General features: G+C 71.9%; 18 protein-coding genes and 1 riboswitch. Of the genes, 8 read left to right on the top strand and 10 right to left on the bottom strand.

The window, feature by feature from the left end; all coding sequences use genetic code 11:
* Positions 1–226: 226 nt before the first annotated feature.
* The 6 genes from ASE15_RS21270 to ASE15_RS17190 all read right to left on the bottom strand — a co-directional run bounded on the left by ASE15_RS21270 (position 227) and on the right by ASE15_RS17190 (position 7,869).
* Positions 227–1,786, bottom strand: a complete 1,560-nt coding sequence (locus ASE15_RS21270; RefSeq protein ID WP_235534525.1) for an HtaA domain-containing protein — start codon at positions 1,784–1,786, stop codon at positions 227–229.
* Between the two features lie 296 nt (positions 1,787–2,082).
* Positions 2,083–4,674 (bottom strand): HtaA domain-containing protein, encoded by a 2,592-nt coding sequence (locus ASE15_RS20970; RefSeq protein WP_056764613.1) that lies wholly within the window; start codon positions 4,672–4,674, stop codon positions 2,083–2,085.
* 245 nt (positions 4,675–4,919) lie between these two features.
* Positions 4,920–5,516, bottom strand: coding sequence for a LemA family protein (locus ASE15_RS17205; protein ID WP_056652604.1), 597 nt, complete (start codon positions 5,514–5,516; stop codon positions 4,920–4,922).
* Positions 5,517–5,660: 144 nt separating this feature from the next.
* Positions 5,661–6,395: a hypothetical protein gene (locus ASE15_RS17200; protein ID WP_056764611.1), complete on the bottom strand. Its 735-nt coding sequence runs from the start codon at positions 6,393–6,395 to the stop codon at positions 5,661–5,663.
* A 60-nt stretch (positions 6,396–6,455) separates the two neighbouring features.
* Entirely contained in the window at positions 6,456–7,040 is a 585-nt protein-coding gene (gene pyrE / locus ASE15_RS17195; RefSeq protein ID WP_056652610.1) for an orotate phosphoribosyltransferase, read from the bottom strand.
* 61 nt (positions 7,041–7,101) lie between these two features.
* The gene (locus ASE15_RS17190) at positions 7,102–7,869 is read right to left on the bottom strand and encodes an SDR family oxidoreductase (protein WP_056652614.1); all 768 of its coding nucleotides are present in this window, start codon (positions 7,867–7,869) and stop codon (positions 7,102–7,104) included.
* 125 nt (positions 7,870–7,994) lie between these two features.
* Between ASE15_RS17190 and ASE15_RS17185 the strand changes: the two genes are divergently transcribed.
* Positions 7,995–8,786, top strand: a complete 792-nt coding sequence (locus tag ASE15_RS17185) for an exodeoxyribonuclease III (RefSeq protein WP_056652617.1) — start codon at positions 7,995–7,997, stop codon at positions 8,784–8,786.
* An 88-nt stretch (positions 8,787–8,874) separates the two neighbouring features.
* Here ASE15_RS17185 and ASE15_RS17180 read toward each other — a convergent pair whose 3' ends face one another.
* Positions 8,875–11,331 carry a GH36-type glycosyl hydrolase domain-containing protein gene (locus ASE15_RS17180; RefSeq protein ID WP_056764609.1) on the bottom strand — a complete coding sequence of 819 codons (2,457 nt, stop codon included), beginning with the start codon at positions 11,329–11,331 and terminating at the stop codon, positions 8,875–8,877.
* Between the two features lie 127 nt (positions 11,332–11,458).
* Positions 11,459–13,681: an NTP transferase domain-containing protein gene (locus ASE15_RS17175; RefSeq protein WP_056764607.1), complete on the bottom strand. Its 2,223-nt coding sequence runs from the start codon at positions 13,679–13,681 to the stop codon at positions 11,459–11,461.
* Positions 13,682–13,984: 303 nt separating this feature from the next.
* On the opposite strand from ASE15_RS17175, the gene ASE15_RS21265 reads away from it, so the two are divergent.
* The 3 genes from ASE15_RS21265 (at position 13,985) to ASE15_RS17160 (ending at position 17,725) form a co-directional block, all read left to right on the top strand.
* The gene (locus ASE15_RS21265) at positions 13,985–14,647 is read left to right on the top strand and encodes a DUF4190 domain-containing protein (RefSeq protein ID WP_056764605.1); all 663 of its coding nucleotides are present in this window, start codon (positions 13,985–13,987) and stop codon (positions 14,645–14,647) included.
* Complete coding sequence (locus tag ASE15_RS17165; RefSeq protein WP_082618541.1) at positions 14,644–15,303, top strand: DUF4190 domain-containing protein; 660 nt, start codon at positions 14,644–14,646, stop codon at positions 15,301–15,303. The genes ASE15_RS21265 and ASE15_RS17165 overlap by 4 nt, the downstream gene beginning before the upstream one ends.
* Positions 15,304–15,400: 97 nt before the next feature.
* On the top strand, positions 15,401–17,725 hold the full coding sequence (locus ASE15_RS17160; protein ID WP_369800636.1) for a glycoside hydrolase family 3 C-terminal domain-containing protein: 2,325 nt from the start codon (positions 15,401–15,403) through the stop codon (positions 17,723–17,725).
* A 186-nt stretch (positions 17,726–17,911) separates the two neighbouring features.
* Here the strand turns inward: ASE15_RS17160 and ASE15_RS17155 are convergent, their stop codons facing one another.
* Positions 17,912–18,649 carry a TetR/AcrR family transcriptional regulator gene (locus ASE15_RS17155; protein ID WP_082609014.1) on the bottom strand — a complete coding sequence of 246 codons (738 nt, stop codon included), beginning with the start codon at positions 18,647–18,649 and terminating at the stop codon, positions 17,912–17,914.
* Positions 18,650–19,011: 362 nt separating this feature from the next.
* On the opposite strand from ASE15_RS17155, the gene ASE15_RS17150 reads away from it, so the two are divergent.
* The 4 genes from ASE15_RS17150 (at position 19,012) to ASE15_RS17135 (ending at position 22,967) form a co-directional block, all read left to right on the top strand.
* Positions 19,012–19,725, top strand: a complete 714-nt coding sequence (locus ASE15_RS17150) for an ABC transporter ATP-binding protein (RefSeq protein ID WP_056652635.1) — start codon at positions 19,012–19,014, stop codon at positions 19,723–19,725.
* Positions 19,725–20,618, top strand: a complete 894-nt coding sequence (locus tag ASE15_RS17145) for an ABC transporter permease (RefSeq protein ID WP_056652637.1) — start codon at positions 19,725–19,727, stop codon at positions 20,616–20,618. The genes ASE15_RS17150 and ASE15_RS17145 overlap by 1 nt, the downstream gene beginning before the upstream one ends.
* Positions 20,619–20,817: 199 nt before the next feature.
* Complete coding sequence (locus ASE15_RS17140; protein WP_056764603.1) at positions 20,818–22,308, top strand: sensor histidine kinase; 1,491 nt, start codon at positions 20,818–20,820, stop codon at positions 22,306–22,308.
* Entirely contained in the window at positions 22,305–22,967 is a 663-nt protein-coding gene (locus ASE15_RS17135; RefSeq protein ID WP_056652641.1) for a response regulator transcription factor, read from the top strand. The genes ASE15_RS17140 and ASE15_RS17135 overlap by 4 nt, the downstream gene beginning before the upstream one ends.
* Before the next feature lie 102 nt (positions 22,968–23,069).
* Here the strand turns inward: ASE15_RS17135 and thiC are convergent, their stop codons facing one another.
* Positions 23,070–24,815: a phosphomethylpyrimidine synthase ThiC gene (gene thiC, locus ASE15_RS17130; RefSeq protein ID WP_082618540.1), complete on the bottom strand. Its 1,746-nt coding sequence runs from the start codon at positions 24,813–24,815 to the stop codon at positions 23,070–23,072.
* A riboswitch (TPP riboswitch) is annotated at positions 24,806–24,915 on the bottom strand. It overlaps the preceding gene by 10 nt.
* Between the last annotated feature and the right edge of the window lie 517 nt (positions 24,916–25,432).

Genomic DNA, 25,432 nt, shown 5'->3' with positions numbered 1-25,432 from the left:
AGCTCGGGGTACCGGGGCAGCGTGCTGCGGGGCCTCGCGGGCCTGCGATCGGCCGTGCCGAGGAGAACCCCCACCACGGCTCCGCGGGGCGCCTGGAGCACCGCTGGCGGCCCGCGTCCGAGGTCGCTGCGACCGGCTGAGGCGAGGACGACGAACGGCGGGCGGGTCGGGACCTGGAGTGGTCCCGGCCCGCCCGCCGTTCGTGGTGCGGTCCTGCGGTGGTGCGTCAGACGGTCGCGCGTGCCCGACGGCGCCTGCTCACCGCGAGCAGGCCCGCGCCGCTGAGGAGCAGCATCACCGCGAGGGCCGTGACGTTGCCCGCCTCGGTGCCGGTGGCGGCGAGTCCCGAGAACGCGTCGCACTCGACGTCGCCACCGATCGGGAAGCTGAACGTGGCCGGGGCCAGTGCGGTCCCTGCCTCGTAGAAGCCCGCGAACGCCTTGGCGCCTGCGGCCGTCAGCGTGGCCGGCGCACCGGTCCACGTGATCGTGGTGCCCGAGGTCGACTTCTTGCCCGAGAGGTCGAGGCTCGCGAACGCGACGCCCTTGCTCGTGGACTTGTTGCCCTCCATGTCGCTGCTCACGACGTCGACGACGAGCGTGCCGCTGCCGCCGTTGACCTGGACCCGCGGGTTGGAGATCTGCAGGTCGAGGATGCCGCCGTGGCCGGTGAAGGCCACCGAGCCTGCGAAGGCGGCGCGGCCCTTGCCGAGCTCGGTGTTGAACGATCCCTTGCCACCGCTCCACGTGGTCGTGGAGCCGTTGTCCTTGGCACCGCTGGCCGAGACCGAGCCCTTGGCGATGGGCCCCGCGATGTACGCGCGGAACTTGTCGCTCACGCCCCAGGTCAGCGTGGCGCCGTTGACACCCTGCGCGTAGCACTGCTGAGCAGCGGAACCGCTGCCCGAGGTGCTCGACCCCGTGACCGTGATGGCCGCGGACGCGGTGTGGTTCGCGCCGATGAGGAGCAGCGTGTGCTCGCCCGCCGGAAGATCCTTGGGGATCGTGACGGTCGACGTGGCCGCGCCACCGGCGTTGGCCGTGATGCCCGTGGCGAGCACCCGCGGGGTGGAGTGGACCTCGACGCGCAGGCCCGACTCGTTCGCCCCGAACCCGAAGCCGCTGATCGTGACCTGGTCGCCGGGGGCGACCTGCGAGACGGAGAGGTCGGCCACGGCCGGGTCCTTCGGCGTACCCGAACCGTCGGTGTTGCCCGACCCTTCGCCCGGCGTCGTGCCCGGGTTGTCGACCGCAGCGCCGACCGTGAAGGTCACGGGGTCGAGCGCGTCGCCGGCCGTGTAGAACGAGCCGAACGCCGGGACGCCGGCTGCCGTGAGGACAGCAGGGACGTCCGCGTAGGTCGTCGAACCGTTCGCGGTCGTGACCTTCGCTGCGGACAGGTCGAGCGTCGCGATCGTGACGCCGGCCTGCACGAACGAACCGCCGTCGATGTCCTTCGAGTCGACGTCTGCGACCAGGGTCGCCTGGCCACCCGTCGCGACGATGCGGGGGTTCGTGAGTCGGACGTCGAGCACCCCACCGTGCCCGGTGAAGCGGACGGTACCGGCGAAGTCGACCGAGCCCTTGCGGGAGGCCGTGTCGAACGAGCTCTTCGCGGACTGCGGGAACGAGTACAGACCGGTCGCGGCGCCCGTTGCTCCACCGGACGTCTGGATGCCACCCTTCGCGATGTTCCCCGTGATGTAGCTGCGGAAGGACTCCTTGACGCCCCACTGCAGGCTCCCGGCGACGCCGGAGGTCGGCGGGGTGACGGGCTTGGCGACCACGGTGACGGTCGCCGTCCCCGTGGCACCGAGCGCGCTCGTCACGGCGACAGTGAGCTCACCGGGCGCCTGGTCCGCCGGCACCGTCACGACGACCGCCCCGTCGTTCACGACGAAGGTTGCCGCTGCACCACCCAGACGGACGGACGAGACCTTGTCGCCGGTCGCAAGACCCGCGACGGTGAGCGGCAGCTTGGCTCCCGCCGTGACCGACGGCGCCGAGGGGGTGACCGTGAGCGGTGCAGGCGCCGGGTCGTTGGTGAAGTTGACCGGGACCGAGAGCTCCTGAGCAGCGTTCTTCACGCCACCGGCCGCGTACGTGTAGACCCCGAACGACCCACCCTCGATCGCCTCGAGCTCAGCGAGCGTCCACGTCGCCGTGAACGAACCGTCCTCCGCGATGTCGACCCACTGCTTGCGGATCGTCCCCTGGAAAGCCGGCGGGACCTGGTCCAGCACCGACTCCGCCACCACTCGTCCGCGAACGACCCGAACACCACATACGTGCCCTGCGGCAGGTTCGCCGGGATCGGCACCCCACGCCCACCGACGTTCGCGGCCGGATCGAAACCAGAACCCTTCACCACGACCGCGTCACCAGGACGCACCACGGTGCTCTTCAACGGCGTCACACCATCAGCAGCGAACACCTCGACCACCGGCTCGAACACCGGCGCCGGGGCGTTGGTGAAGTTGACCGGGACCGAGAGCTCCTGGTCGGCGTTCTTCACGCCGCCCGCACCGTAGGTGTAGACGCCGTAGCGGCCACCCTCGAGAGACGCGGGGGCCTTCAGCGTGAGCTTGGCCGTGAACGTGCCGTCAGCGGCGATGTCGGCCCACTGGCCACGGATGATCGACTGGTTCGCGGGGCTGAGCTGGTTCAGCACGGTCTCCGACAGCGCCCATGCCTGCGAGCCGACCTTGCGAGCCGAGCTCGCCACGCCCTCCGACGGGCGCCACGCCTCGGCAAAGCTGCCGAACACGACGTAGTTGCCCTGCGGCAGGGTGTTGGGGATCGGGTTGCCGTATCCACCGACGTTCGACGCCGGGTCGAAACCGGAACCCTTCACCACGATCGCGTCACCCGGACGCACCACCGTGTCACCCAGCGGCGTCACACCATCAGCAGCGAAGACCTCGATCGCAGGCTCGAACACCGGGGCCGGGTCGTTGGTGAAGCTCACGGGGTACGCGAGCTCCTGAGCGGCGTTCTTCACGCCACCGGCCGCGTAGGTGTAGACCCCGAACGACCCACCCTCGATCGCCTCGAGCTCAGCGAGCGTCAGCGTCGCCGTGAACGAACCGTCCTCCGCGATGTCGACCCACTGCTTGCGGATCGTCCCCTGGAAAGCCGGCGGGACCTGGTCCAGCACCGACTCCGCCACCTTGCGAGCCGTGGTCGGCGCACCGGTCGACGGCTGCCACTCGTCCGCGAACGAGCCGAACACCACGTACGTACCCTGCGGCAGGTTCGCCGGGATCGGCGCCCCACGACCACCGACGTTCGCCGCCGGATCGAAACCGGAACCCTTCACCACGATCGCGTCACCCGGACGGACCAGCGTGTCGCCCAGCGGCGTCACACCATCAGCAGCGAAGACGTCGATCGCAGGCTCGAACACCGGAGCCGTGGGCTCCTCGCCCTTGAACGTGACGGGCGTGAACGTGTCGAGCGTGCGGTCCGTGACCGAGAGGGCGTGCGCGGCCGACGTCGCGACCACGTACTCCTTCGTGGCGTCGAACGAGCCCGCCGGGACCGTGATCGTGGTCGTGAACGCGCCGTCGGCGATCGAGCGGACGTAGACCTGCTGCAGCCAGCCCTCGGCCAGGAGCGGGCCCTCGCCCTTCCAGATCGACGACTCGCCCAGCAGCACGTAGGCGCCGTTCTTCGCGCCTGCACCCACGAACCCCGTCCCCGAGATCGTGAACGTGTTCTCGACCGACGGGTCGACATCCGCGCTCGGCGTGACCGTCACCTTGGGGTCAGCCACCGGAGCAGGCGGGTCGACGGTCTTGGCCGTCACGGTGTGCGCGGTGGACGCGGACGTCGAGGCGACGAACGCGGCGGCGTCGGCCGGGGTGAAGCGTGCCGAGTAGGCGTGCTCCCCCACTGCCGGAGCCGCGACGTCGAGGCGAGCGGCGCCGTCGGACACCGTGGCCGTGCCCAGGGACGTGGCTCCGTCGAGGAACTCGACGCTGCCCGCTGCGGCCGGGGCGACCGTCGCGCTCAGCGCGACCGCGGTCCCCTCGACCGAGGTGCCCGCCGGGGCGACCGCGAGCGTCGTGGTCGTCGGGGCGGCCGGCGCCACCGGGAGCGGCGCGTCGAGCGTGGCGGTGAGGGTCGACATCGGCTGGCCGACGTAGTCGGAGAAGTTGCCGTCGAGCGCACCGAACGCGCTGGACAGGATCCCGTTCGCCGTGACGGTGAGCGTGTCGCCCGCGCGGGCCGTGCTCACGGCCACGTCGGCGACCTTGACGTCGTCTGCCAACCCGGCGGCCGTGGTGACGTCCGCGGTGAGGACGCCGGTCGTCGGCGAGCTGATCGCGAGACGCAGGTCGGCAACCGTGATGTCGAGGACGCCGCCGTGCGCCTTGTAGTTGGTCGATCCACCGAAGCGCAGCGCGCCGACGCCCGTCACGGGGTCGATGCTGCCGCTCGCGGGCGAGTACACGGACTTGCCGTTGGTCAGCGCGGGCGTGATGGTCCCCGCACCGCCGACGTAGCCGGTCCAGCTGTCCTTGAGGTTCCAGGTGGCGCTGCCGCCCGACACCGTGACGGTGTCCGCGGCGCTGGCGGGAGTGACCCCGACGACTGCGAGACCGGCGACGAGCGCTCCGGTCAGGAGTGAGGCGAGAGCGCGACGGCGCCCTCCTCGTTGCGTGATGAGCACTCGGTCTCCCGTGATGGTTCGTGGGCCGCCCGCGATGGCGGCGTCAGGGCGGCAGGTCTCTCGACCATCGCCCTGTGGACCATATAAGGCGTGCCTCACCAAAGCAAGGATTACCTTATCTCCTGTGGTCGGAGTCACACCCTCGTCTCAGACGCCCGTCGGACCGGGACGCGCCGAGGGGCGGCGCGCCCCTGGCGCACCGCCCCTCGTCCGTCCGTGCCGCACGTCGCGGCCGGTCCTCGACCTCAGCGGTCGAGGATCGGGCCGTTGCCGTTGAAGTCCAGGCGCGGCGCGTTGCGCACCGCCGGGTTGTCGACCTCGAAGTACTCGGCCCGCTGGAAGCCGAACATCTTCGCGATGACGTTCGGCGGGAACGTCTCGACCTTGGTGTTCAGCGTGCGGACGTTCGCGTTGTAGAACCGACGACCGGCCGCGATGCGGTCCTCGGTGTTCGTCAGCTCGGCCTGGAGCTGACCGAAGTTCTCGCTGGCACGGAGCTGCGGGTAGGCCTCGGCGACCGCGAACAGCCGCCCGAGCGCCTGCGTCAGCTGGTTCTCCTTGGCTGCCTGGTCCGCCGGACCGGAGACCGGTCCCGCCGCTGCCGAACGCGCCGCGGCGACCTGCTCGAAGACGCCCCGCTCGTGCGCGGCGTACCCCTTCACGGTCTCCATCAGGTTCGGGATGAGGTCATGGCGCCGGTGCAGCTCGACGTCGATCTGACGCCACGACTCCTGCACCAGGTTCCGCAGCCGGACGAAGCCGTTGTACTGCGCGACCGCCCAGAAGAGGACGATCAGGACGATGACGCCGATGACGATCAAGGCGATGATGCCGCCTGACATGCTGCCCCCTTGGGCTGAGGTGTCGGACCGCCCGGCCCGGACGCCCGCGCGCCCGGGCCCGACAGGCCGAGGTGCGTGACGTCGTCGGGCGACGCGGAAGGTACGTGCATCGTAGCGGGGAGCACGGCACCCCGGACCGAGGCGTCAGGGAGCCGGCGTCCCCCACGTCGGCGCGGAGCGGGGCGGGTCTCCCTGCCGACGCGGTGGCGACGCCCCGTGGTCGAGCCAGACGTGGTCCGGGATCGCGTCGGCCACGGCCGCGAGCCGCGACAGGAGGGGGAACACGTTGTCCAGGACCGTCCTGCCACCCGTCCACCCGAGGATCGCGTCCCCCTCGATCCGCACGTTGCGTCGCGCGAAGTCCGGCTCGAGGAGACGGTGCATGAGGCGAGGGTGAAGGACCTGGTGCGCGAACCGGAGGTCGCTCGTCTCGACGCGCCAGGCCCTGTTGAAGTCCTCCGACTCGAGCTGCACGTCCTGCCCGCCGAACGTCTTGGCGAGCCTGGCCCCGAAGCCCTCGGGCGTCAGCTCGAGCGCGGGCAGCACCGCCGGCAGGAACAGGGCGACCACGTGCGCCGTGTGCGTCGTCTCGCTCTTGCCGCCCCCGACCGTCCAGACGTACGTGAACGACAGCGCCGGGCGGCCTGCGTACTCGCCTGCGAGGACCTCGGTCGCCTTGCGGTCGTGCCCCGCCCCGAACGGGGTCCCCCGCCAGCGCTTGGCGAGCTCGCGGTCGAGGGCCTCGTAGCGCCACCCGTGGCGCGCGGCCCACGCCTCGGACATGCGCAGCCGCGCCTTGCCGGCCCGCCAGAACACGTACATCAGACCGATCACGACGACGTCCACGACGACGAAGACGACCCACGCCACCCAGGTCACGACGTGCCCCCTCCCGCTGCCGGCCCGCTCACGGGTCGCTCAAGACCTGCTCAGGCCTGCTCAGGCAAGGTCGAAGTCCGTCAGACCGAAGATCGAGAAGTAGGGCACGCCCAGCGCCTCGATCTTCTCGCGTGCGCCCGTGTCGCGGTCCATGATCGTCGCGACGCCCACGACCTCGGCGCCCGCTGCCCGCGCCGCCTCGATCGCCGTGATGGGCGAGCCACCCGTCGTCGTCGTGTCCTCGACGACGACGACGCGGCGCCCCGCGATCTCCGGCCCCTCGATCTGACGCTGCATCCCGTGGGCCTTGGCGGCCTTGCGCACCACGAACGCGTCGAGGTCCTGGCCCCGCGAGGCCGCGGCGTGCAGCAGCGCGGTCGCGATGGGGTCAGCACCCAGCGTCAGACCGCCCACGGCGTCGACCTCCGCGGTCCCCAGCCCGGCCTCCTCGAGCTGGTCCAGCAGGACGTGCCCGACGAGCGGCGCCGCGCGGTGGTGCAGCGTGATGCGGCGCAGGTCCACGTAGTAGTCGGCTTCCTTGCCCGAGGAGAGCGTGACCTTCCCGTGCACGATCGCCAGCTCGGCGATCAGGTCGCGGAGCTGCTCGCGGGGCGTCGGGGACAGGTGCGTGGAGGTGTCGGTCATGGGGTCAAGGCTAGCGTTCCTGCGGGTCCGTCCTCCGCGCCCGACCGCGACCCGAGACCGGTCAGCGCGCCTCGAACGCCCGCACGGCGGCACGCGGTGCGACCTTGAGCAGCCCCGACGCCAGCCGGTACCGCAGCGAGGGCGTCGAGATCACGACGCCGCGGCGCACGTCCGCGAGGGCCGCCGCGACGACCCGGTCCGCGTTGAGCCACGCGACCTCGGGAAGCTGCGTGTAGTCGATCCCGGCCCGCTCGTGGAACTCGGTGTGCGTGAGCCCCGGGCACAGGGCCGTGGCCGTCACGCCCGTCCCGCGCAGCTCGACCGCGAGCCCCTCGGTGAACGTCCGCACCCACGCCTTGGCGGCCGAGTAGGTCCCGCTCGCCGTGAGCGCCGCGACCGACGCGACGTTGAGGATCGCGCCGCGCCCGCGCTCGGTCATCTGGCCCGCTGCGGCGTGCGAGAGCACCAGGACCGCGCGCACCATGACGTCCAGCGCCTTGACCTCGGCGTCGACGTCCCCGCCCACGAAGCGCTGGTGCACCGCGTAGCCGGCGTTGTTGACGAGCAGGCCCACGGGTCGCTGCCCTGCCTCGTCCTCGTCGACCACGGCGAGACGTGCTGCGACGCGCGCGACGTCGTCGGGCACCGAGAGGTCCGCCGGGAGCACCTGGACCCGCACGCCCGCAGCCGCGCGGATCTGCGCCGCGACGCGCTCGAGGCGCTCGGCGTCGCGCGCGACGAGGACCAGGTCGTGACGGGCCGTGGCCAGCTGCCACGCGAACTCGAGGCCCAGGCCGGCGCTCGCGCCGGTGATCAGTGCAGTCGCCATGGGCCCAGCCTAGGGGGCGCGCGGCGGTCGGGGGACCCCCGTGCCCGACGGCGCCACGCACCTCTGGCCGCCGGCTCGCCGTCCACCCGCACCGGGCGTGGGTCGCCCCGGCTAGCCTGGGCGCCATGCGACTCGCCACCTGGAACATCAACTCGATCCGAGCCCGCGCCGAGCGGGCCGTGGCCTTCCTGGAACGCTCGGGCACCGACGTGCTCGCGCTGCAGGAGACCAAGTGCAAGGACGCCCAGTTCCCGCACGAGGTCTTCGAGGCCGCGGGGTACGAGGTCGCGCACTTCGGGCTGAGCCAGTGGAACGGGGTCGCGATCGTGTCCCGCGTGGGGATCGAGGACGTCGAGACGGGCTTCGCGACGCAACCGCACTTCGGGGCCGAGCCGCACCTGGAGGCCCGGGCGATCGGCGCGACGTGCGGCGGCGTGCGCGTGTGGAGCCTGTACGTACCGCACGGGCGCGGGCTCGACGACCCGCACTACCCGTACAAGCTCGAGTGGCTCGGCAACCTGCGCGAGCAGGCCGCGGGCTGGCTCGCGGCCGATCCTGCGGCGCAGGTGGCGCTGGTCGGCGACTGGAACGTCGCGCCGCTCGACACCGACGTGTGGGACCCGGCCGTGTTCGCGGGGCACACGCACACCTCCCCGCCCGAGAGGGAGGCGTTCTCAGCGTTCGCGGCGGCCGGGTACACCGAGGTCACGCGCGAGTTCTTCCCCGAGGAGCACAAGTACACGTACTGGGACTATCAGCAGCTGCGCTTCCCCAAGAACCAGGGCATGCGGATCGACTTCGCCTACCTGTCCCCCGCGCTGCGGGCCCGCGCGACGGGCGTGGAGATCGACCGCGACGAGCGCAAGGGCAAGGGCGCCTCGGACCACGTTCCCGTGATCGTGGACTTCTCGGACTGACCACCGGGTCCCGCAGACGCTGAGTGCGGAGCAGTTGTCGTCGGACGAGCCGTTCGACGACAGCTGCTCCGCACTCAGCGGCTGGCGGTCAGCCCAGCGTCACCACGACCTTGACCTCCGAGCCCTCCGGCTGGGCCGGGATCGGCTGCGTCGGGTCGAGCTCGACGCCGTCGAGCGTCACCGACGTCACGCCCTTCGAGACGTGGTCGGGGTTGCGGACCTCGATCTCGTAGACCGCTCCGCGCCACTCGCGACGCACCTCGAAGCCGTCCCAGTCCTTGGGGATCGACGGGTCGACGACCAGACCGTCGAGAGCCAGGCGCACACCGAGGATGTACTTGGTCGCGGCCGTGTACATCCAGCCTGCGGTGCCCGTGAGCCACGGGTTCTGCGCCTTCCCGAACCACTCGTGGTCACGGCCGTACAGGAACTGCACGTAGGCGTACGGCTCGGCCCCGCGGACCTCGATGTTGTCGTTCTGGTTGTACGGCAGGATCGCGTCGTAGAACTGCACGGCCTCGTCACCGCGGCCCAGCATGGCCTCGGCGATGATGGGCCACGCGTTCGGGTGCGAGAAGATCGCCGCGTTCTCCTTGATGCCCGGGTACACGCGCGTCACGAACCCGACCGTGTCGTCGACCTTGGTGAACGCCGGCCAGTTCAGGTGGTTGCCGTACTCCGAGCCCAGGAGCTCGCGCACCGAGTCCATCGACGCCTCGCCGCGCTCCTGGGTCGTGATGCCCGCGATGACGGGCCACGCCTGGTGCTCGAGGAAGATCTTGCCCTCGTCGTTGTCGTTCGAGCCGATCTTCACGCCGTCGCGCGTGTAGCCGCGGATCCACCAGGCGCCGTCCCAGAGCTGGGTGTCCGCGACCTTCGCGATGCGCTCGAGCTCGGCCTCGTACTTGGCGACGTCCGCTGCCGCGGCCTCGTCCCCGGCAGCGGCACGGTGCCGTGCGAGCTCCAGGAACGCCTGGATGGCCCACGCGTGCAGGAACGTGACCAGCGAGGTCTCGCCGCCGCCCAGGTTGAGGCAGTCGTTCCAGTCCGCACGCAGGCCCAGGGCCACACCGTTCTGACCGACCTGCTGGCTCGAGAAGTCGAGCGCGCGCGTGAGGTGCTCGTACACCGTGGCGGGCGTGCCCTCCGCGAACGGGATCTCCTCGTCGAGGAACTCGAGGCGGCCCGTCTCCTTGACGTACTCCACGACCGACGGCACGAGCCACAGGTGGTCGTCCGAGCACGTGTCCTCGAGCCCGTGGATGAGGTCCTTGGGGTCCGGCGTCGGGACGATCGTGGGCGACGGGACGTCGGGGAGCTTGGGCGCGTCCGGGTCGAACGCCTTGGGCTCGAACAGGTGCAGGCCGTAGCCCGCCTCCGTCTGGGCCCGCAGGAGCTCGACGATGCGCTGGTGCGTCTTGGTCGGGTTGGTGTGGATGACGCTCATGACGTCCTGGGCCGTGTCGCGGAAGCCCAGGCCGCTGCGTCCGCCGACCTCGACGAACGACGCGAAGCGCGACCACACGACACAGGTCTCCGCCTGGAGCAGCGTCCACGAGTTGATCATCGTGTTCATGCCCTCGTGGGGCGTGCGGATGCGCAGCTTGTCCTGCTTGGCCTTCCAGTAGGCGGCCAGGCGGGCACGCTCGGCGTCGACCGTCGCGACGTCCGCGTACTTGGCCTGCATCGCACGACCGGCCTCGGCGCGCGAGCCGTAGCCGAGCATGTAGACGAGGCGCTTGGTCTCTCCCGGCTGGAGCGTGATCTTGTGCTGGAGCGCACCGCAGTGGTTCTGCGTCGTCGCGCTCTCGTTCGAGCCGTACCCGCGCTCGATCGCGATCGGGTTGGCCTCGGAGCGGTAGGGGCCGATGAAGTTGTCACGCAGCGAGTCGTACGACGACGGCGTCTCGCTCGACGCGAAGTAGTGGAACGTCCACGGCTCGTAGTAGGCGTCGTACTCGATGATGCCGTCCTCGTAGGACGACCCCGTCGAGTAGAGCGACATCTGCAGGTTCTGGTTGTCGATCGTGATCGTGTGGAAGGAGAACTCCACGTACGACCCGACCGTCAGCTCACGGACCTCGTCGGTCGTGTTGGTCAGGCGCACGTCCCAGATCTCGACGTCGTCGTCCAGCGGGATGAAGATCGTCTGCTGGGCGTCGATGCCCTTGTACCGGGCCTCGAACGTCGAGTAGCTCAGGCCGTGGCGCGTGGTCCAGCGGCCCGCCCCGCCCGAGGGGTCCAGAGGCGCACCGTCCTCCGCCAGCGGCTTGCCCACCGGCTGCCACGACACCGACCAGAAGTCGCCGTCGGCCTCGTCGCGCAGGTACACGTAGTGCCCCGGGCGGTCGAGCGGGACGCCGTTCTGGCGGAACCGCGAGATGCGGCCGGTCTGCGCCGACTTGTAGTACGAGTAGCCGCCGCCGTTGTGCGAGAGCACGGTGCAGAAGTCCTTGGTGCCCAGGTAGTTCGTCCACGAGACGGGGACGTCTGGGCGCTCGATGACGTACTCGTCGCGAGCGGTGTCGAAGTGGCCGTAGCGCATCGTCGGGTCGGTTCCTGTCGGTGAGGTGGGGTGGGGAGGTGATGAGGTGGGCCGGGCCGCGGCGCGTCGTGGCGCCGCGGGCCCGTGTCCGAGCCTCCGAGGTCGCAGGACCCCGGGGGAAGGAAGCTCAGACGCCCGCCGTGACGAAGCCCTTGAGCCAGTCGAGGAGCTCGGTGGCCTTCTCGGGGGAGTCGGCCTCGACGAACATGCGCAGCACGGGCTCGGTCCCGGAGAACCGCAGGAGCGCCCAGTTGTCGTTCTCGAGGACGATCTTTGTGCCGTCGAGGTGGGAGATGCTCACGACCGGGTAGGGCCCGATGTGCGTGAGCGGGTCCGCCTCGAGGCGGCGCGGTACGGCGACGCGCATCTCCGGCGTCGAGTCGACGCCGGCCTCGAGCGTGTAGAGACGACCCGTGATCTCGTAGATCATCTCGCGCAGCTCGGAGATCTTCTTGCCCGTGCGGGCGAGCATCTCGACGACCAGGGCGCACGCGAAGATGCCGTCCTTGCCGAGGATCCAGCCGCGGACCGTGAGGCCGCCCGAGGACTCGCCGCCGAGCACCGCGCCGATCTCCTCCATGCCGGCCGTGACGTGCTTGAAGCCGACCTTGACCTCGCGCGACTCCTCGCCGAAGTGCGCGGCCAGCCGGTCGAGCAGGTGCGTCGTCGCGAGGTTGCGCACGACGCCGCCCTTCTCGCCGCGGAACTCGTGCAGGTACCAGTAGAGGAGGAGCAGGAGGTCGTTGGTCGAGATGTACTCGCCGGTCTCGTCGACGATGCCGATGCGGTCGGAGTCTCCGTCCGTCGCCATGCCCAGGTCGTAGCGGCCGTCGCCCTGCTTGATCATCGAGATCAGGGTCGACAGGCGCTGCAGGTCCGGTGCGGGCGCGATCCCGCCGAACAGCGGGTTGTGCGAGGCGTGGATGAACTCGGAGCGCACGCGCATGTCGTTGAGGATGGTGCCGAGCGTGAGCTGGCTCGTGCCGTACATGGGGTCGACGATCACGCGCAGGTCCGAGCCGCGGACGGCGTCGACGTCGACGATCTTCTCGATCGCGTCGACGTAGGGCTCGGTGAGGACCTTGTCCACGACCAGCCCGGCCTTGCGGGCGACCGCGAGGTCGAGCGTGATGACGTCGTCGACGCTCAGCGCGTTGGCCTCGTCCTGGTAGCGGTCGGTCTCGTCGTCGAGTGGCAGGGAGCCGTCCTGGCGGAAGACCTTCATGCCGTTCCACTCGGGCGGGTTGTGGCTCGAGGTGACGATGATGCCGTAGGCCGCGCCGAGGTACGGGGCCGCGAACGTCACGAGGGGCGTGGGGACGTCGTCGGGCAGGAGGGTGACCGGGATGTTGTTGCCCGCGAAGACCTCTGCCGCCGCGACGGCGGACTCGCGCGAGAGGAAGCGGCGGTCGCCGCCGATCACGACGCCGAGCCCGTCGATGCCCTTGCGGACCGTCTCGTTCGCGATCGCCTGGCACAGGCGACGCACGTTCGCGAGCGTGTAGCCCTCGCCGATGATGGCGCGCCACCCGCCGGTGCCGAACACGATCTTGGTGTCGGTGTTCTTCTTGGGCATGAAGAGCCGCTTGAGGAGGATGTCCGCGGCCTCCTGGAGCTCCTCGGGGGTGTTGATGCCCCGGACCTCGTCGGTGTCGTAGATCCGGTACGAGGAGATGCTCTTGTGCTTGGCGATGACGCGGCGGGCGAGCTCGGTGAGCCGGTGCTCGCCGCCGGCGAGCATGGCCTCGAGCTCGGCGAACAGCAGGCCGGGGGACGCGACGTAGGCACCCACGTTGACCTCGGCGGGGGCCCCGCCGGTCCCGGCGTCGGCCGGGCGGTCCTCCTCCTCGAGGATCGCGGTGATCTCGCCGTCCTCGCGGACGATGCGCCCGTAGGTGGGCAGGTCCTCCGTCACGACGGCAGCGAGCAGCGAGAGGTCCGCGCCCTTGAGCGTGTGACGGGTCAGGAGGCCGAGCAGCGACTCGGAGCGCAGGAGCGGCGTGTCGGCGTAGGCGACGAGGACCTCGCGCGCGGGGGTCGCGAAGGCCTCGATCGTGGCTCGGGCCGCGAGCACCGCTCCGCCCGTCCCGGGCAGGTCCTGCTGCTCGACGTACGTGAGGTCGTCGCCCAGCAGTCCGCGGACCGTGGTGTCGCCCGGGGCGACGACCACCACGATGCGGTCGTCGGCGACGATCTTGCGGACGTTGGCGACGGCGAGCTCGACCACGGTCGCTTCGCCGAGCGGGCGCGTGATGAGCTCGCGCGACGCGTCGTCGTGACCGGCAGCGAGAACCACCGCCGCTCGATCGTTCGTGGTGGCGGGAGCCTGTGCGGCCTGTGGCAGGGTCATGACGTCCTCACTGCTCGGTGATGCGTCGCGCGCGACCTGTGCCGGCCGCGCTCGGTAGGGCACCGGAGAGCCGAGCGAGAAAAGCACGACTCCTTCCAAATCCCTCGTACGAGAGACCGCGGATGCCCGGTACCACCACGATCATAGACGCGCGGAGCCGTGCGAACGAGGGCCAGGGGTGGTTTGGGGTGGAATCCTCACAAAATATGCGCGAGCATCCGCCCGCGTCCGCGAAGGGCCTCCGCAGGGTGAGTCCTGTGGGGAGTTCCACCGAGGTCCGCGCCACGTCGCTACGGTTCTCCCATGACCTCCTACCCGCCGCAGGGCCCCGGCGCACCGGACCAGGATCCGACGCCTCCGCCCAACCCCTACCTCTCCCCCGGCGGACCGACGCGTCAGCCTCCGCTCGTCCCGTACCAGCCGCCCGCGGCCGGCATCGAGGACGCGCCCGTCGAACCGGACCCGTACTTCCCTCCCGCCGGGCCGTCCGGTGCAGGGTTCCCGACGGCGCCTCCGCCGTCGGGCGGCCCGGCCCACCCTCCGTACGGCGCACCGGGGACGCCCGTCCACGGGAACCCGTACGGCTCTCCCTACCCGCCTGCGCCCGGTGCGTACCCCCAGGGACAGTGGCCCCCCGGGCCGAGCACGCCGTATCCCGGTGCCCCGCAGGGGATGCCGCCGGCCTGGCAGCAGGGGCCCCAGGGGCCAGCCTGGACGGCGTCGTTCGCTCCCCCTCCGCGGCAGAGCGGACTGGCTCTCGCGTCCATGATCACGTCGCTCGCCGGGCTCGCCCTGTGCTTCTTCCCCGGGATCGTCGGCCTGGTCCTGGGGATCGTGGCCCTCCAGCAGATCTCGCGCGACGGGACGACAGGACGCGGGTACGCGATCACAGGGATCGCGGTGGGCGCGGTCATGACGGCGCTCCTCGCGCTCTGGTTCATCGGCATCGCAGCGGGCTCCGTATGAGCACCCCGCCTCCCCCGTCCGGGTACGACCAGGACGTCTACTACGCGCCGGGCTGGCAACCCGCCGCTGCCCGGACCGAGCCCCTGGCCTTTGCGGCGATCCCGACGGGCCTGCTGCTCGGGCCGGTCGGTGTAGGCGTCGGGGCCGCGGCGCTCGCGCGGATCCGACGGAACGGCACACGAGGCGTCGGGCTCGCCTGGGCGGGGATCGCGCTGGGTCTGGCCACGACGCTGACGGCGATCGCCGTCAGCGTCGCCCTGCTGCTGGGCGGCGCCGCGACGCGCGCGCTGCCCGCCGACGTGAGCGCACCGCAGGACGCGCACGCGCGGCAGCTCGTCCTGGGGAACTGCCTCGCCGACCTGCCCGACGACGGCCCCGTCACCACGGTGCGCGTCGTCCCGTGCGCGGAACCTCACGAGGCCCAGGTCGTGGCCCGCACCGACTTCTCGGCGGACTCGCTCTGGCCCGGGCAGGGCGACGTCGAGTCGAGGGTCTCGCGCGTCTGCGTGCCGGCGGTCCTGGCGGACGACGTCGACCCCGCGGGGATCGAGCTGTCGGTCTGGACCCCCTCGGAGGAGTCGTGGACCGAGGGTGACCGGACGGGCCTCTGCCTGGCCGCGACGCCCGTGCTGACCGAAGGATCGCTCATCGACTGACGCCCGCCGCGACACACCTACCACTCGGTAGGTTTCTCGGATAGTCTCGGAGGAACAAGCAGAGCGGCTTGGCCGCGAACCCTCGAGGAAGTGCACCGTGAGCAACGAGAACACCGCCATCCCCACCACTGCACGCGCCGCCGGACCGCTCGACGTCGAGCGGCTCGTCCAGGAGCTCAGGCTCGAGGAGAAGGCGTCGCTGACGTCGGGGCTGGACTTCTGGCACACGCAGCCCGTCGAGCGAGCGGGTGCCGAGGTTCCTGCGGTCATGGTCACCGACGGCCCGCACGGCCTGCGCAAGCAGAGCGGGGCCTCGGACCACCTGGGCCTCGCGAACTCGGTCCCCGCGACGTGCTTCCCCACGGCCGCCGCTCTCGGTTCCACGTGGAACGTCGACCTCCTCGACCGCATCGGGAAGGCGCTCGGTCGCGAGACCCGCGCCAACGACGTCGCCGTGCTCCTCGGCCCTGGCATCAACATCAAGCGCTCCCCGCTCTGCGGCCGCAACTTCGAGTACTTCTCCGAGGACCCCGTGGTCTCGGGCGACCTGGGCGCCGCGCTGATCCGGGGCATCCAGAGCCAGGGCGTGGGCACCTCGCTCAAGCACTTCGCGGCCAACAACCAGGAGACCGACCGCATGCGCGTCTCCGCCGACGTCGACGAGCGCACGCTGCGCGAGATCTACCTGACGGGCTTCGAGCGGGCGGTGAAGAAGGCCTCGCCGTGGACCGTCATGTGCTCGTACAACAAGATCAACGGGACGTACGCGTCGCAGGACCACTGGCTGCTCACCGAGGTCCTGCGTGACGAGTGGGGCTACGACGGTGTCGTGGTCTCCGACTGGGGAGCGGTCTCCGACCGCGTCGCCGCGCTCGCCGCCGGTCTCGACCTCGAGATGCCCGCCACGGGCGGCCGCACCGACGCGCAGGTCGTCGCCGCGGTCCGCGCCGGCGAGCTCGACGAGGCGATCCTCGACCAGGCGGTCCGCCGCCATCTCACGCTCCTGAACCGCGCCCTGCCCGCGCTCGCCGAGCCCGGCGCGTTCGACGTGGCCGAGCACCACGCCCTCGCCCGCGAGGCCGCCGCCGAGGGCGCGGTCCTCCTGCGCAACGAGCCCGTCGACGGCACGCCAGTCCTCCCCCTCGACCCGGCCGCCGCGGCGTCGCTCGCCGTCGTCGGCGAGTTCGCACGCACCCCGCGCTACCAGGGCGCCGGGTCGAGCCAGGTCCAGCCCACGCGCCTCGACGACGCCCTGACGGAGATCCGCGCGATCGCCGGCACCGAGGTCCCGTTCGCGGCGGGCTTCGGCATCACGGCCGAGACGTCGGCGGCCGACGACGCCCTCCGCACCGAGGCCGTCGAGCTGGCACGGGGCGCCGAGACCGTCGTCCTCTTCCTGGGCCTGCCCGCGAGCCACGAGTCCGAGGGCTTCGACCGCGACGACATGGACCTGCCCGCGAACCAGGTTGCGCTCCTCGAGGCCGTGGCGGCCGTGTGCTCGCGCGTCGTCGTGGTTCTCGCGAACGGGTCGGCCGTCACGATCACCCCCTGGCAGCACCACACCGCGGCGATCCTCGAGGGCTGGCTCGGCGGCCAGGCGGGCGGCGGCGCGGTCGCGGACCTGCTGTTCGGCGTCCGCAACCCGTCGGGCAAGCTGACCGAGACCGTCCCGCTCCGGCTCGAGGACAACGCGTCGTACGGAAACTTCCCGGGCGAGTTCGGCCACGTCCGCTACGGCGAGGGCGTCCTGGTCGGGTACCGCTACTACGACGCCAAGCGGATGGACGTCGCCTTCCCGTTCGGCCACGGCCTGTCGTACACGACCTTCGCGTACGAGGACCTGTCGGTCACGGTCTCGGGCGAAGGCCCGACGGCGTCGCTCACCGTGGACGTGACCGTCACCAACACGGGGGCCGTCGCGGGAGCCGAGGTCGTCCAGGTCTACGTGGGCGACCCGCAGGCCGCGGTCGAGCGCCCCGAGCGCGAGCTCAAGGCGTTCGGGAAGGTCGCGCTCGCTCCGGGCGGGACGCGCACCCTCTCGTTCGAGCTCGACGCACGCGACCTGTCGTACTGGCACCCCGTGCTGCGGCGCTGGGTCGTCGAGGGCGGCGAGTTCGTGGTGTCCGTGGGCGCCTCGTCCCGTGACCTGCGCGGGTCCGCCACCGTCACCGTGGTCGGCGAGGACATCACCCCGCCGCTGACCCCGTCGTCGACGCTGAGCGAGGCCCTCGCCCACCCGGTCGCGGGCGAGATCATCCGGACCGCCATGGCGCAGACCGACGACACCTCCGCGATGCCCCTGGACGAGGGGATGCTGGCGCTCGCCGGTGACATGCCGCTGCGGGTCATCGCGGCCTTCGACGGCATGCTGTTCGACGAGGCCCAGCTCGACCAGCTCCTCGCTGCGTCCGGCAAGGCCTGACCGGACGTCCGACGGGCGCCCCTGGATCGACGGATCCGGGGGCGCCCGTTCGGGTGTCCGGCCGACAGCGACCCGGCCGTCAGCGGTCGGAGGTCAGCCGCCGCCGCCGGCGAGCTGCGTCAGCGGCCAGCCGTCGGCCGCCACCAGCCACCAGCTCCTCAAGCGCCAGGCGTCATGCCTGCGACCTCAGTCGGAGGTCTCGGCCTCTGCCGGTGCCGCGTCCGGCAGGATCAGCGAGAGGTAGGCACGGAGGCCGGCCGCCATGTCGACGGGCGGGCGCGGCCCGTTGCGCTCGAGCAGGAACTGGACCTGGAGCCCGTCCATGAGGGCGACGATCGCTCGCGCGGTGGCCGGGATGTCGACGTCGGGCCGCAGCCGGCCCTGGGCCGCGCGGTCCGTGAGCTCACGCCGGCTCCGGGCGAGCACGTCGTCGTATCGGCGCTGGAAGTACTCGTGCGCGGGGTGGTCGGGGGCCGTGGCCTCGGCCGACAGGATGCAGTAGAGCTCGACGATCCCGGGGCGGGCCGCGTTGCGCTCGACGACGTTGACCAGGGCGTCGAAGTACGCGACACCCTGCGCCAGGTCGTCCGCGAGCAGCGCGAAGTCCACCTCGTCACGGTGCTCGAGGACCGCCTGGAGGAGCAGCTCCTTGGTCGGGAAGTGGTGCAGCAGACCGGGGTGGGAGATGCCGACGCGCGAGGAGATCTCGCGGAGCGACGCCGAGTGGTAGCCGACCTCGCCGAAGAGCCCGGTCGCCGCCTCGAGGATCTCGTCGCGCTTGGCGCGGCCCTTCGCGTAGCCACGGGGTGCAGCGCCGGAGCCTCGCCCAGGGGCCTCGCGCGTCGCCGACGTGTCGGGCGCGCGCTCAGGTACCCCGCGGGCACCCTCGCGTGGTTGCGTGGTCTCTGACGTCCTGCTGGGCATGCGCCCTCCCCCATGAGTGTTTGCGTGAACGGTCCTGCGGTGCGTACCGCGATGTTCCGATTCCGTGACCCTACCGCCGCAGCGGTTCCTGCGGCTGGATCGTCCCGCAGGGCCGCCGCCACGGCCCGGCGTACGCGAGGTAGAACGTCCTGCGCCGAGGTAGGACGTGGCGCGCTCTACCTCGCGCAGCACGTTCTACCTCGGCGCTACGCGGGCGGGTGGCATCCAGCCGACGCCACTTCCGCCGGAAGTCGCAACCCTCCTTCCCCCCTCCGCCAGAAGCGCCCGCCACAGCCCAGAAGCCAGGCTGGAGGCACGGCGCGCGGCACCCCGGCTGCGCACCGGAGGAGAAGGGATCCCCGATGCCAGCCATCGAGATCGTGGGCCTGCGCAAGTCCTACGGGACGTTCGACGCCGTCCGCGACGTGAGCTTCGTCGTCGAGCCCGGGAGGGTCGTGGGGCTGCTCGGCCCCAACGGCGCGGGCAAGACGACCACGCTCAACGTCCTGCTGGGGCTCGCGTCCGCGAGCGCCGGGACCGCGGCGATCCAGGGCAGCCCGTACGCGGCGCTGGAGAAGCCCGGCCAGGTCGTCGGCGCGCTGCTCGACGCGGGCGGCCTGCACCCGGGGCGCAGCGGACGAGACCACCTGCGGGTCCTCGCGACCGCGGCCGGGATCGGGGGCCGACGGGTCGAGGAGGTGCTCGCGCTCGTCGGGATGGACCGTGCCGCCGACCGGCGCGTCAGGACCTACTCGCTCGGCATGCGCCAGCGCATCGGGTTGGCTGCGGCGCTCCTGGGCGACCCGCAGGTGCTGGTGCTCGACGAGCCCGCCAACGGCCTGGACCCCGCGGGCATGCGGTGGATGCGCGAGGTGCTGCGCTCGTTCGCGGACGGCGGCGGGGCGGTGCTGCTCGCGAGCCACGTCCTGGCCGAGGTCACGCAGGTGGCCGACGACCTGGTCGTGATCGGCCAGGGCCAGGTCATCGCCGACGGCCCGCTCACGGACCTCGTCCGGGGCGAGTCCCTGGAGGACTTCTACCTGAACCTGACCGCCGAGACCGAAGGAGTGCGCTGATGTTCCGCGCCGAGCTGCTCAAGCTACGCACGACCCGCACGCCCTGGATCCTGGGGATCGTCGCCCTCGCGGGCATGGTCCTCGTCCAGGCCCTGACGATCGCCCTGCCGCGCGTCCTGTCGGGCCTCGAGGGCCTGGGTGGCGGTGCCACCGTGGGCCTCCAGGCCTCGCCCGAGCTGACCGCGGACCTCGCCCCCGACCTCACCGGACTGACCGACCTGGGCGCGGCACCCGTGCAGCGCGCGATGCTGGACCTGCTGGGCAACGGCCCCGCGGGCTCGGGCTCGGCGGGCGTGTCGGTCATCTGCATGCTGCTGCTGGGCGTCCTCGCGGTCACGACCGACTTCCGCACGGGCGGCATCGTCCCTACGGCCCTCGTGGTCCCGTCGCGGCTGCGCATCCTCGGGGGCAAGGCGGGCGCGACCGCGGTCGTCGCGCTCGTGACCGGCGCCGCGCTCGCGGTCCTCACGGCCCTGGGCCTGTTCGTGGCCGTCGCGTCGACACCGGGCGCTCAGCTCATGGTCGGCGCGGGCGACGTCCTGGGCGTGTGGGGGCGTGGGCTCGTGGTCCTCGTGCTGTTCGCGTGGCTCGGGCTGGGCATCGGGACGCTGATCCGCGGGCAGGTCGCGGCGATCCTCGTCGTCGTGGGGCTCGTGGTGGTCGAGCCGTTGGTCCAGGCCGCGGTCCTGCTGCTCTCGGGGGGCACGTCGAACGCCGCGGCGTGGCTGCCGCTCGGGCTGGGGTCGCTCGCGTCGACCGGCCAGAGCGCGACGTCGGTCCTGGGCGGCCTCGCCCCTCTGGGCGTCGGGGCCGCGGTGCTGGGCCTGGCCGCGTGGGTCGCGGTCGCGCTCGGGTCGGGCGCGGTGACCTTCCGTCGCCGCGACCTCGTCTGACGTCTTGCCCCCGAGGGGCGGCTCGTCGGGCGCCACGGCCACGTACCGTGGTGCCCGACGGCGCCGCTCCCCCCGGTGGGCGGGTCGCCTGGGTGCGGGGCACCTGAGCCGGGGCCTCCCCGCACCGGTGACCCCGCACGCCGCTCTGCCCGACCACCGGCCACCGACCGCCCGACCGCCCGACCCGAGAGGACACCCCGTGCTCGACACACTGCACCGCCGTCTCGCCGCGGTCGGCATCCGTACCTCGACGGGTCGCGACGCCCTGCTGGGCGTGGTCGTCGCGGTCCTCACGGTCGGCTTCCTGCTGGCCGTCGAGCGGGTCGCCCTGACCGACCTCGGCATCGTGGTCGAGGGCGGGCCCGACTCCCTGCGGTTCTCGACCGGCGGGCGGGTCGCCGCGATCGTGCTCGTCGTCGCCCAGGCCATGGCGCTCACGCTGCGCCGTCGGGCCCCTCTGCTCGCGCTCGCGCTGACCGTGGTGGGCCAGGTCGCTCTCGTGCCCGTGCTTCCCGCCTTCGTCTCGTTCCAGGCGCCCGCGACGCTCGTCGCGGCCTACTCGGTCGGTGCGTACGCTCCGCGCCGCACGGCCCTGTGGGCGGCCGCGGCCGCAGCGGGCGTGCAGGTCCTGCTGAGCTTCGTGCTCGGCGGGCCCGTGCCGATCACCTCGACGGGTCCCGCGCCGGTCGCGGTCCAGGTCTGGGGCGGCCTCGCGTCAGCGCTCCTGACCTACGTGGCCTCGGCGCTCGTGGGTGCGTACGTCGGCACGCGCCGCGAGCTGTTCGCCCAGCTCCAGGGGCGCGTGGCCCAGGCAGAGCGCGAGCGCGACATGCTCGCGGCGCAAGCCGTCCTGGAGGAGCGCGGCCGCATGGCCCGCGAGCTGCACGACGTCGCCGCGCACCACCTGTCGGGGATCGTCGTCCAGGCGGCCGCGGCCGAGCGCCTGGTCGACCGCGACCCCGAGCGCGCCAAGGAGTCGATGCGCTGGATCCGCACCCAGGGGCGCGAGACGCTCGACAACCTGCGCCTGGTCGTCGGCATCCTGCGCAGCTCGTCGCAGGCCGGTCCCGGCGAACCGGGCGAGGACGCCCCGGCCGCACCGCAGCCCACGCTCGACGACGCGGGCGAGCTGCTCGACCTCGCACGCAGCGCTGGCGCCGAGGTGCGTGACGTCCGTCGAGGCTCGCCGTTCGGGCTCTCCCCCGCCGTCCAGCTCACGGTGTACCGCGTGCTCCAGGAGGCGCTGAGCAACGCGCGCCGCCACGCCCCGGGGCGCGCGATCGAGGTCGTGACCGACTACCAGCAGGCCGCGCTCGTCCTCACGGTGACCAACAGGTTGCCGGTCGCGGCGATCTCGGGCGGCCGGACCGGTCGGAGCGCGGGCCGTGACCTCGATCCGCGCGAGGGGCACGGTGCCCCGGCGGCCGCTGCGGTGTCCGACAGGTCGACCAGCGCGACGGCCGTCGCCCAGGCCGCGCCCGGGCACGGCCTCATCGGCATGACCGAGCGCGCGACCCTCGTCGGCGGGACGCTCAGCGCGGGCACGGTCCCGGGCGACGGCTGGCGCGTCCGGCTCACGGTCCCCCGGCCCGCAGCGGCCGAAGCGGCCGCTCCCACCCCCACCATCCCCGAGCGCTCGGCGACGTCCACGGACGAGCCGGGCTCCGCCGTCGGGCAGGAGGCCCCATGACCCGAGTGGTGCTGGTCGACGACCAGGCCGTCGTCCGCGCAGGCTTCACCGTGATCCTCGAGAGCGAGGGCTTCGAGGTCGTGGGCGAGGCGGCGAACGGCTCGGACGCCGTGCGCGTCGCGCGCCGCGAGCGCCCCGACGTCGTGTGCATGGACGTGCGCATGCCCGGTGGGGACGGCATCACGGCGACGCGCGCGCTCGCGGGGCCCGGCGTCGTCGACCCGGTCCCGGTGCTCGTGGTGAGCACGTTCGACCTGGACGACTACGTGTTCGGCGCCCTGGAGGCCGGGGCGAGCGGGTTCCTGCTCAAGGACGCCGAGCCCGACGTGCTGGTCGACGCGGTGCGGCGCGTGGCGTCGGGCGAGGGTCTCGTCGACCAGACGCTCACGCGGCGCGTGATCGACGAGTTCGCCCGACGGCGGTCCCCCGCCGCGCCCGACGAGGTCGCCTCGGGCCTGCTCACCTCGCGCGAGCACGACATCCTGGCGCTGCTGTGCCGGGGGCAGTCGAACGCCGAGATCGCGGCGACGCTCTACCTCGAGGCGAGCACCGTGAAGTCGCACCTGAGCCGCATCATGACCAAGACGGGCATGCGCGACCGCGTCCAGCTCGTGGTGTGGGCGTACGAGCACGGGATCGCGGCGCCCGGCACGAGCTGACCCCGCCCGACCCCGCTGAGTGCGGAGTACTCGTCGCCGATCGGCTCGTTCGACGACGAGTACTCCGCACTCAGCGGTCGGGCAGGTGGCCGAGGCAGCGGCTCAGCTGCCCGCGACCGGCAGGTAGACCCGGCCGCCCGCGTCCGTGAACTCGCTCGACTTCTCCGCCATGCCGGCCTCGATCGCCTCGACCGACGTCAGGCCGTTCTTCTCGGCGTACTCGCGCACGTCCGCGGAGATCCGCATCGAGCAGAACTTGGGCCCGCACATCGAGCAGAAGTGCGCGGTCTTGGCGGGCTCGGCCGGCAGCGTCTCGTCGTGGAAGGCGCGGGCGGTGTCGGGGTCGAGGGAGAGCGCGAACTGGTCGTGCCAGCGGAACTCGAACCGGGCACGGGACAGCGCGTCGTCCCGCAGCTGCGCACGCGGGTGCCCCTTGGCGAGGTCGGCGGAGTGCGCCGCGATCTTGTACGTGATGACCCCCGTCTTGACGTCGTCACGGTCGGGCAGCCCCAGGTGCTCCTTGGGCGTGACGTAGCAGAGCATCGCGGTCCCGGCCTGGGCGATGATCGCGGCCCCGATCGCGGACGTGATGTGGTCGTAGGCGGGCGCGATGTCGGTCGCGAGCGGTCCGAGCGTGTAGAACGGCGCCTCCTCGCACAGCTCCTCCTCGAGGCGCACGTTCTCGACGATCTTGTGCATGGGGACGTGCCCCGGGCCCTCGATCATGACCTGCACGCCGTAGGACTTCGCGACCTTGGTCAGCTCGCCCAGCGTGCGCAGCTCAGCGAACTGGGCCGCGTCGTTGGCGTCCGCGATGGACCCCGGTCGCAGGCCGTCACCCAGGGAGAACGTCACGTCGTAGTCGCGCAGGATCTCGCACAGCTCCGCGAAGTGCGTGTACAGGAACGACTCCTGGTGGTGCGCGAGGCACCACGCGGCCATGATCGAGCCGCCGCGGGACACGATGCCCGTGACACGGCGCGCGGTCAGCGGGACGTAGCGCAGCAGGACGCCCGCGTGCACGGTCATGTAGTCGACGCCCTGCTCGGCCTGCTCGATCACGGTGTCGCGGTAGATCTCCCACGTGAGCTTCGCGGGGTCCCCCTTGACCTTCTCGAGCGCCTGGTAGAGCGGCACCGTCCCCACGGGGATCGGGGAGTTGCGCAGCACCCACTCGCGGGTCTCGTGGATGTCCTTGCCCGTCGAGAGGTCCATGAGGGTGTCGGCGCCCCAGCGCGCGGCCCACACCATCTTCTCGACCTCCTCCTCGATCGAGGACGTCACGGCCGAGTTCCCGATGTTCGCGTTGATCTTCACGCCGAACGCCTTGCCGATGATCATGGGCTCGATCTCGGGGTGCCGACGGTTGGCCGGGATCACCGCCCGGCCACGCGCGACCTCGTCGCGCACGAGCTCGACGTCGACGCCCTCGCGGGCAGCGACGAAGCGCATCTCGTCGGTCACGACCCCGGCGCGCGCCCAGGCGAGCTGCGTCCGGGCGCCGCCCGTACCGCGCTCGGTGGGGACGACGTCGGGCCGGAGCCAGGACGCCCGCAGGGCGGGCAGGCCGCCCGCGAGGTCGAACGCCGCGGGGTCGTCCGACTCGGTGTAGGGGCCCGAGGTGTCGTACAGGTCCAGGTGCTCGCCGTTGCTCAGGAGCACGCGGCGCTCGGGGACGCGCAGGTGCTCCTCGCCCGGGACCGGGTGGTGGACCTTGGCGGACCCCGCGATGGGTCCGGTCGTGATGGTGTGCGCGGACGACCCGGTGGTCGCGGCGGGCACGGTGGGTGCAGCTGGTGCAGCGGCGGCGGGCCCGGTGGTTGTGGGCACAGCGGTCTCAGAGCTCATTGCTCTCTCCCTACGTCGGCATGATCCGAACAGGTTCGAACGGTCGGCGGCGCTGAGCCGCCCTCTCAGCTCGCTGCTGCGAGCTCCCGTGGGTGTGTGTGGAGTTGTGGGTCGTGCTGGTGGTGCGGTGGTGCTGGGTGGTGCGGTCGTCACCGTAGCGCACGGCGCCGGGCGTCGGCGCACCTGTCCCGCGTTCGGCGCTCACGGCCTCACTGCTCGAGCAGCGACCTCGGTGATCTGTCCGTCCTCGGCGATCGTCCTCACCAAGTCGACGTCCGTCGCCTGCCCGAGCGCGAGGACATCCGGTACCCACTGACCCTCGTTGGCAACAGGCGCCGCCGAACAGCCAACCACCAGCACACTCAGCAGGCCAGTGGCGACGCCAGCCAGGCCGACCTGCATCGCAAGGTCGGCCTGGCCAGAACAGATCGGGTTCGCTCAGTGAACCACGTCGAGGTAGCGGTAGGTGATCAACGAGGTCGTGATCGTGCCGGTCTGAGAAATGCTCCTTGCAGATGCCCACCCGCCATAGACCGTTGCACCGCTGCCGGTCGCGGGGTTCTTCCATGACATTCCTGCTCGCGCGCTCGAGCAAGTGTCGTTCCTCACCTTGGAAC

It is taken from the genome of Oerskovia sp. Root22, from assembly GCF_001429135.1.
GTDB classification, from domain to species: domain Bacteria; phylum Actinomycetota; class Actinomycetes; order Actinomycetales; family Cellulomonadaceae; genus Oerskovia; species Oerskovia enterophila.
Note: the sequence above shows the minus strand (reverse complement) of the source record. Positions and strands in the feature narration are given on the sequence as shown.

What these genes read in the sequence shown, in the direction of transcription:
- ASE15_RS17155 (WP_082609014.1), bottom strand. Translation starts at nt 18,649, where the DNA reads ATGCCCAGCAGGACGTCAGAGACCACGCAACCACGCGAGGGTGCCCGC.
- ASE15_RS17180 (WP_056764609.1), bottom strand. Translation starts at nt 11,331, where the DNA reads ATGCGCTACGGCCACTTCGACACCGCTCGCGACGAGTACGTCATCGAG.
- ASE15_RS17135 (WP_056652641.1), top strand. Translation starts at nt 22,305, where the DNA reads ATGACCCGAGTGGTGCTGGTCGACGACCAGGCCGTCGTCCGCGCAGGC.
- thiC (WP_082618540.1), bottom strand. Translation starts at nt 24,815, where the DNA reads ATGAGCTCTGAGACCGCTGTGCCCACAACCACCGGGCCCGCCGCCGCT.
- ASE15_RS17165 (WP_082618541.1), top strand. Translation starts at nt 14,644, where the DNA reads ATGAGCACCCCGCCTCCCCCGTCCGGGTACGACCAGGACGTCTACTAC.
- ASE15_RS17145 (WP_056652637.1), top strand. Translation starts at nt 19,725, where the DNA reads ATGTTCCGCGCCGAGCTGCTCAAGCTACGCACGACCCGCACGCCCTGG.
- ASE15_RS17185 (WP_056652617.1), top strand. Translation starts at nt 7,995, where the DNA reads ATGCGACTCGCCACCTGGAACATCAACTCGATCCGAGCCCGCGCCGAG.
- ASE15_RS17150 (WP_056652635.1), top strand. Translation starts at nt 19,012, where the DNA reads ATGCCAGCCATCGAGATCGTGGGCCTGCGCAAGTCCTACGGGACGTTC.
- ASE15_RS17175 (WP_056764607.1), bottom strand. Translation starts at nt 13,681, where the DNA reads ATGACCCTGCCACAGGCCGCACAGGCTCCCGCCACCACGAACGATCGA.
- ASE15_RS17190 (WP_056652614.1), bottom strand. Translation starts at nt 7,869, where the DNA reads ATGGCGACTGCACTGATCACCGGCGCGAGCGCCGGCCTGGGCCTCGAG.
- pyrE (WP_056652610.1), bottom strand. Translation starts at nt 7,040, where the DNA reads ATGACCGACACCTCCACGCACCTGTCCCCGACGCCCCGCGAGCAGCTC.
- ASE15_RS21265 (WP_056764605.1), top strand. Translation starts at nt 13,985, where the DNA reads ATGACCTCCTACCCGCCGCAGGGCCCCGGCGCACCGGACCAGGATCCG.
- ASE15_RS17205 (WP_056652604.1), bottom strand. Translation starts at nt 5,516, where the DNA reads ATGTCAGGCGGCATCATCGCCTTGATCGTCATCGGCGTCATCGTCCTG.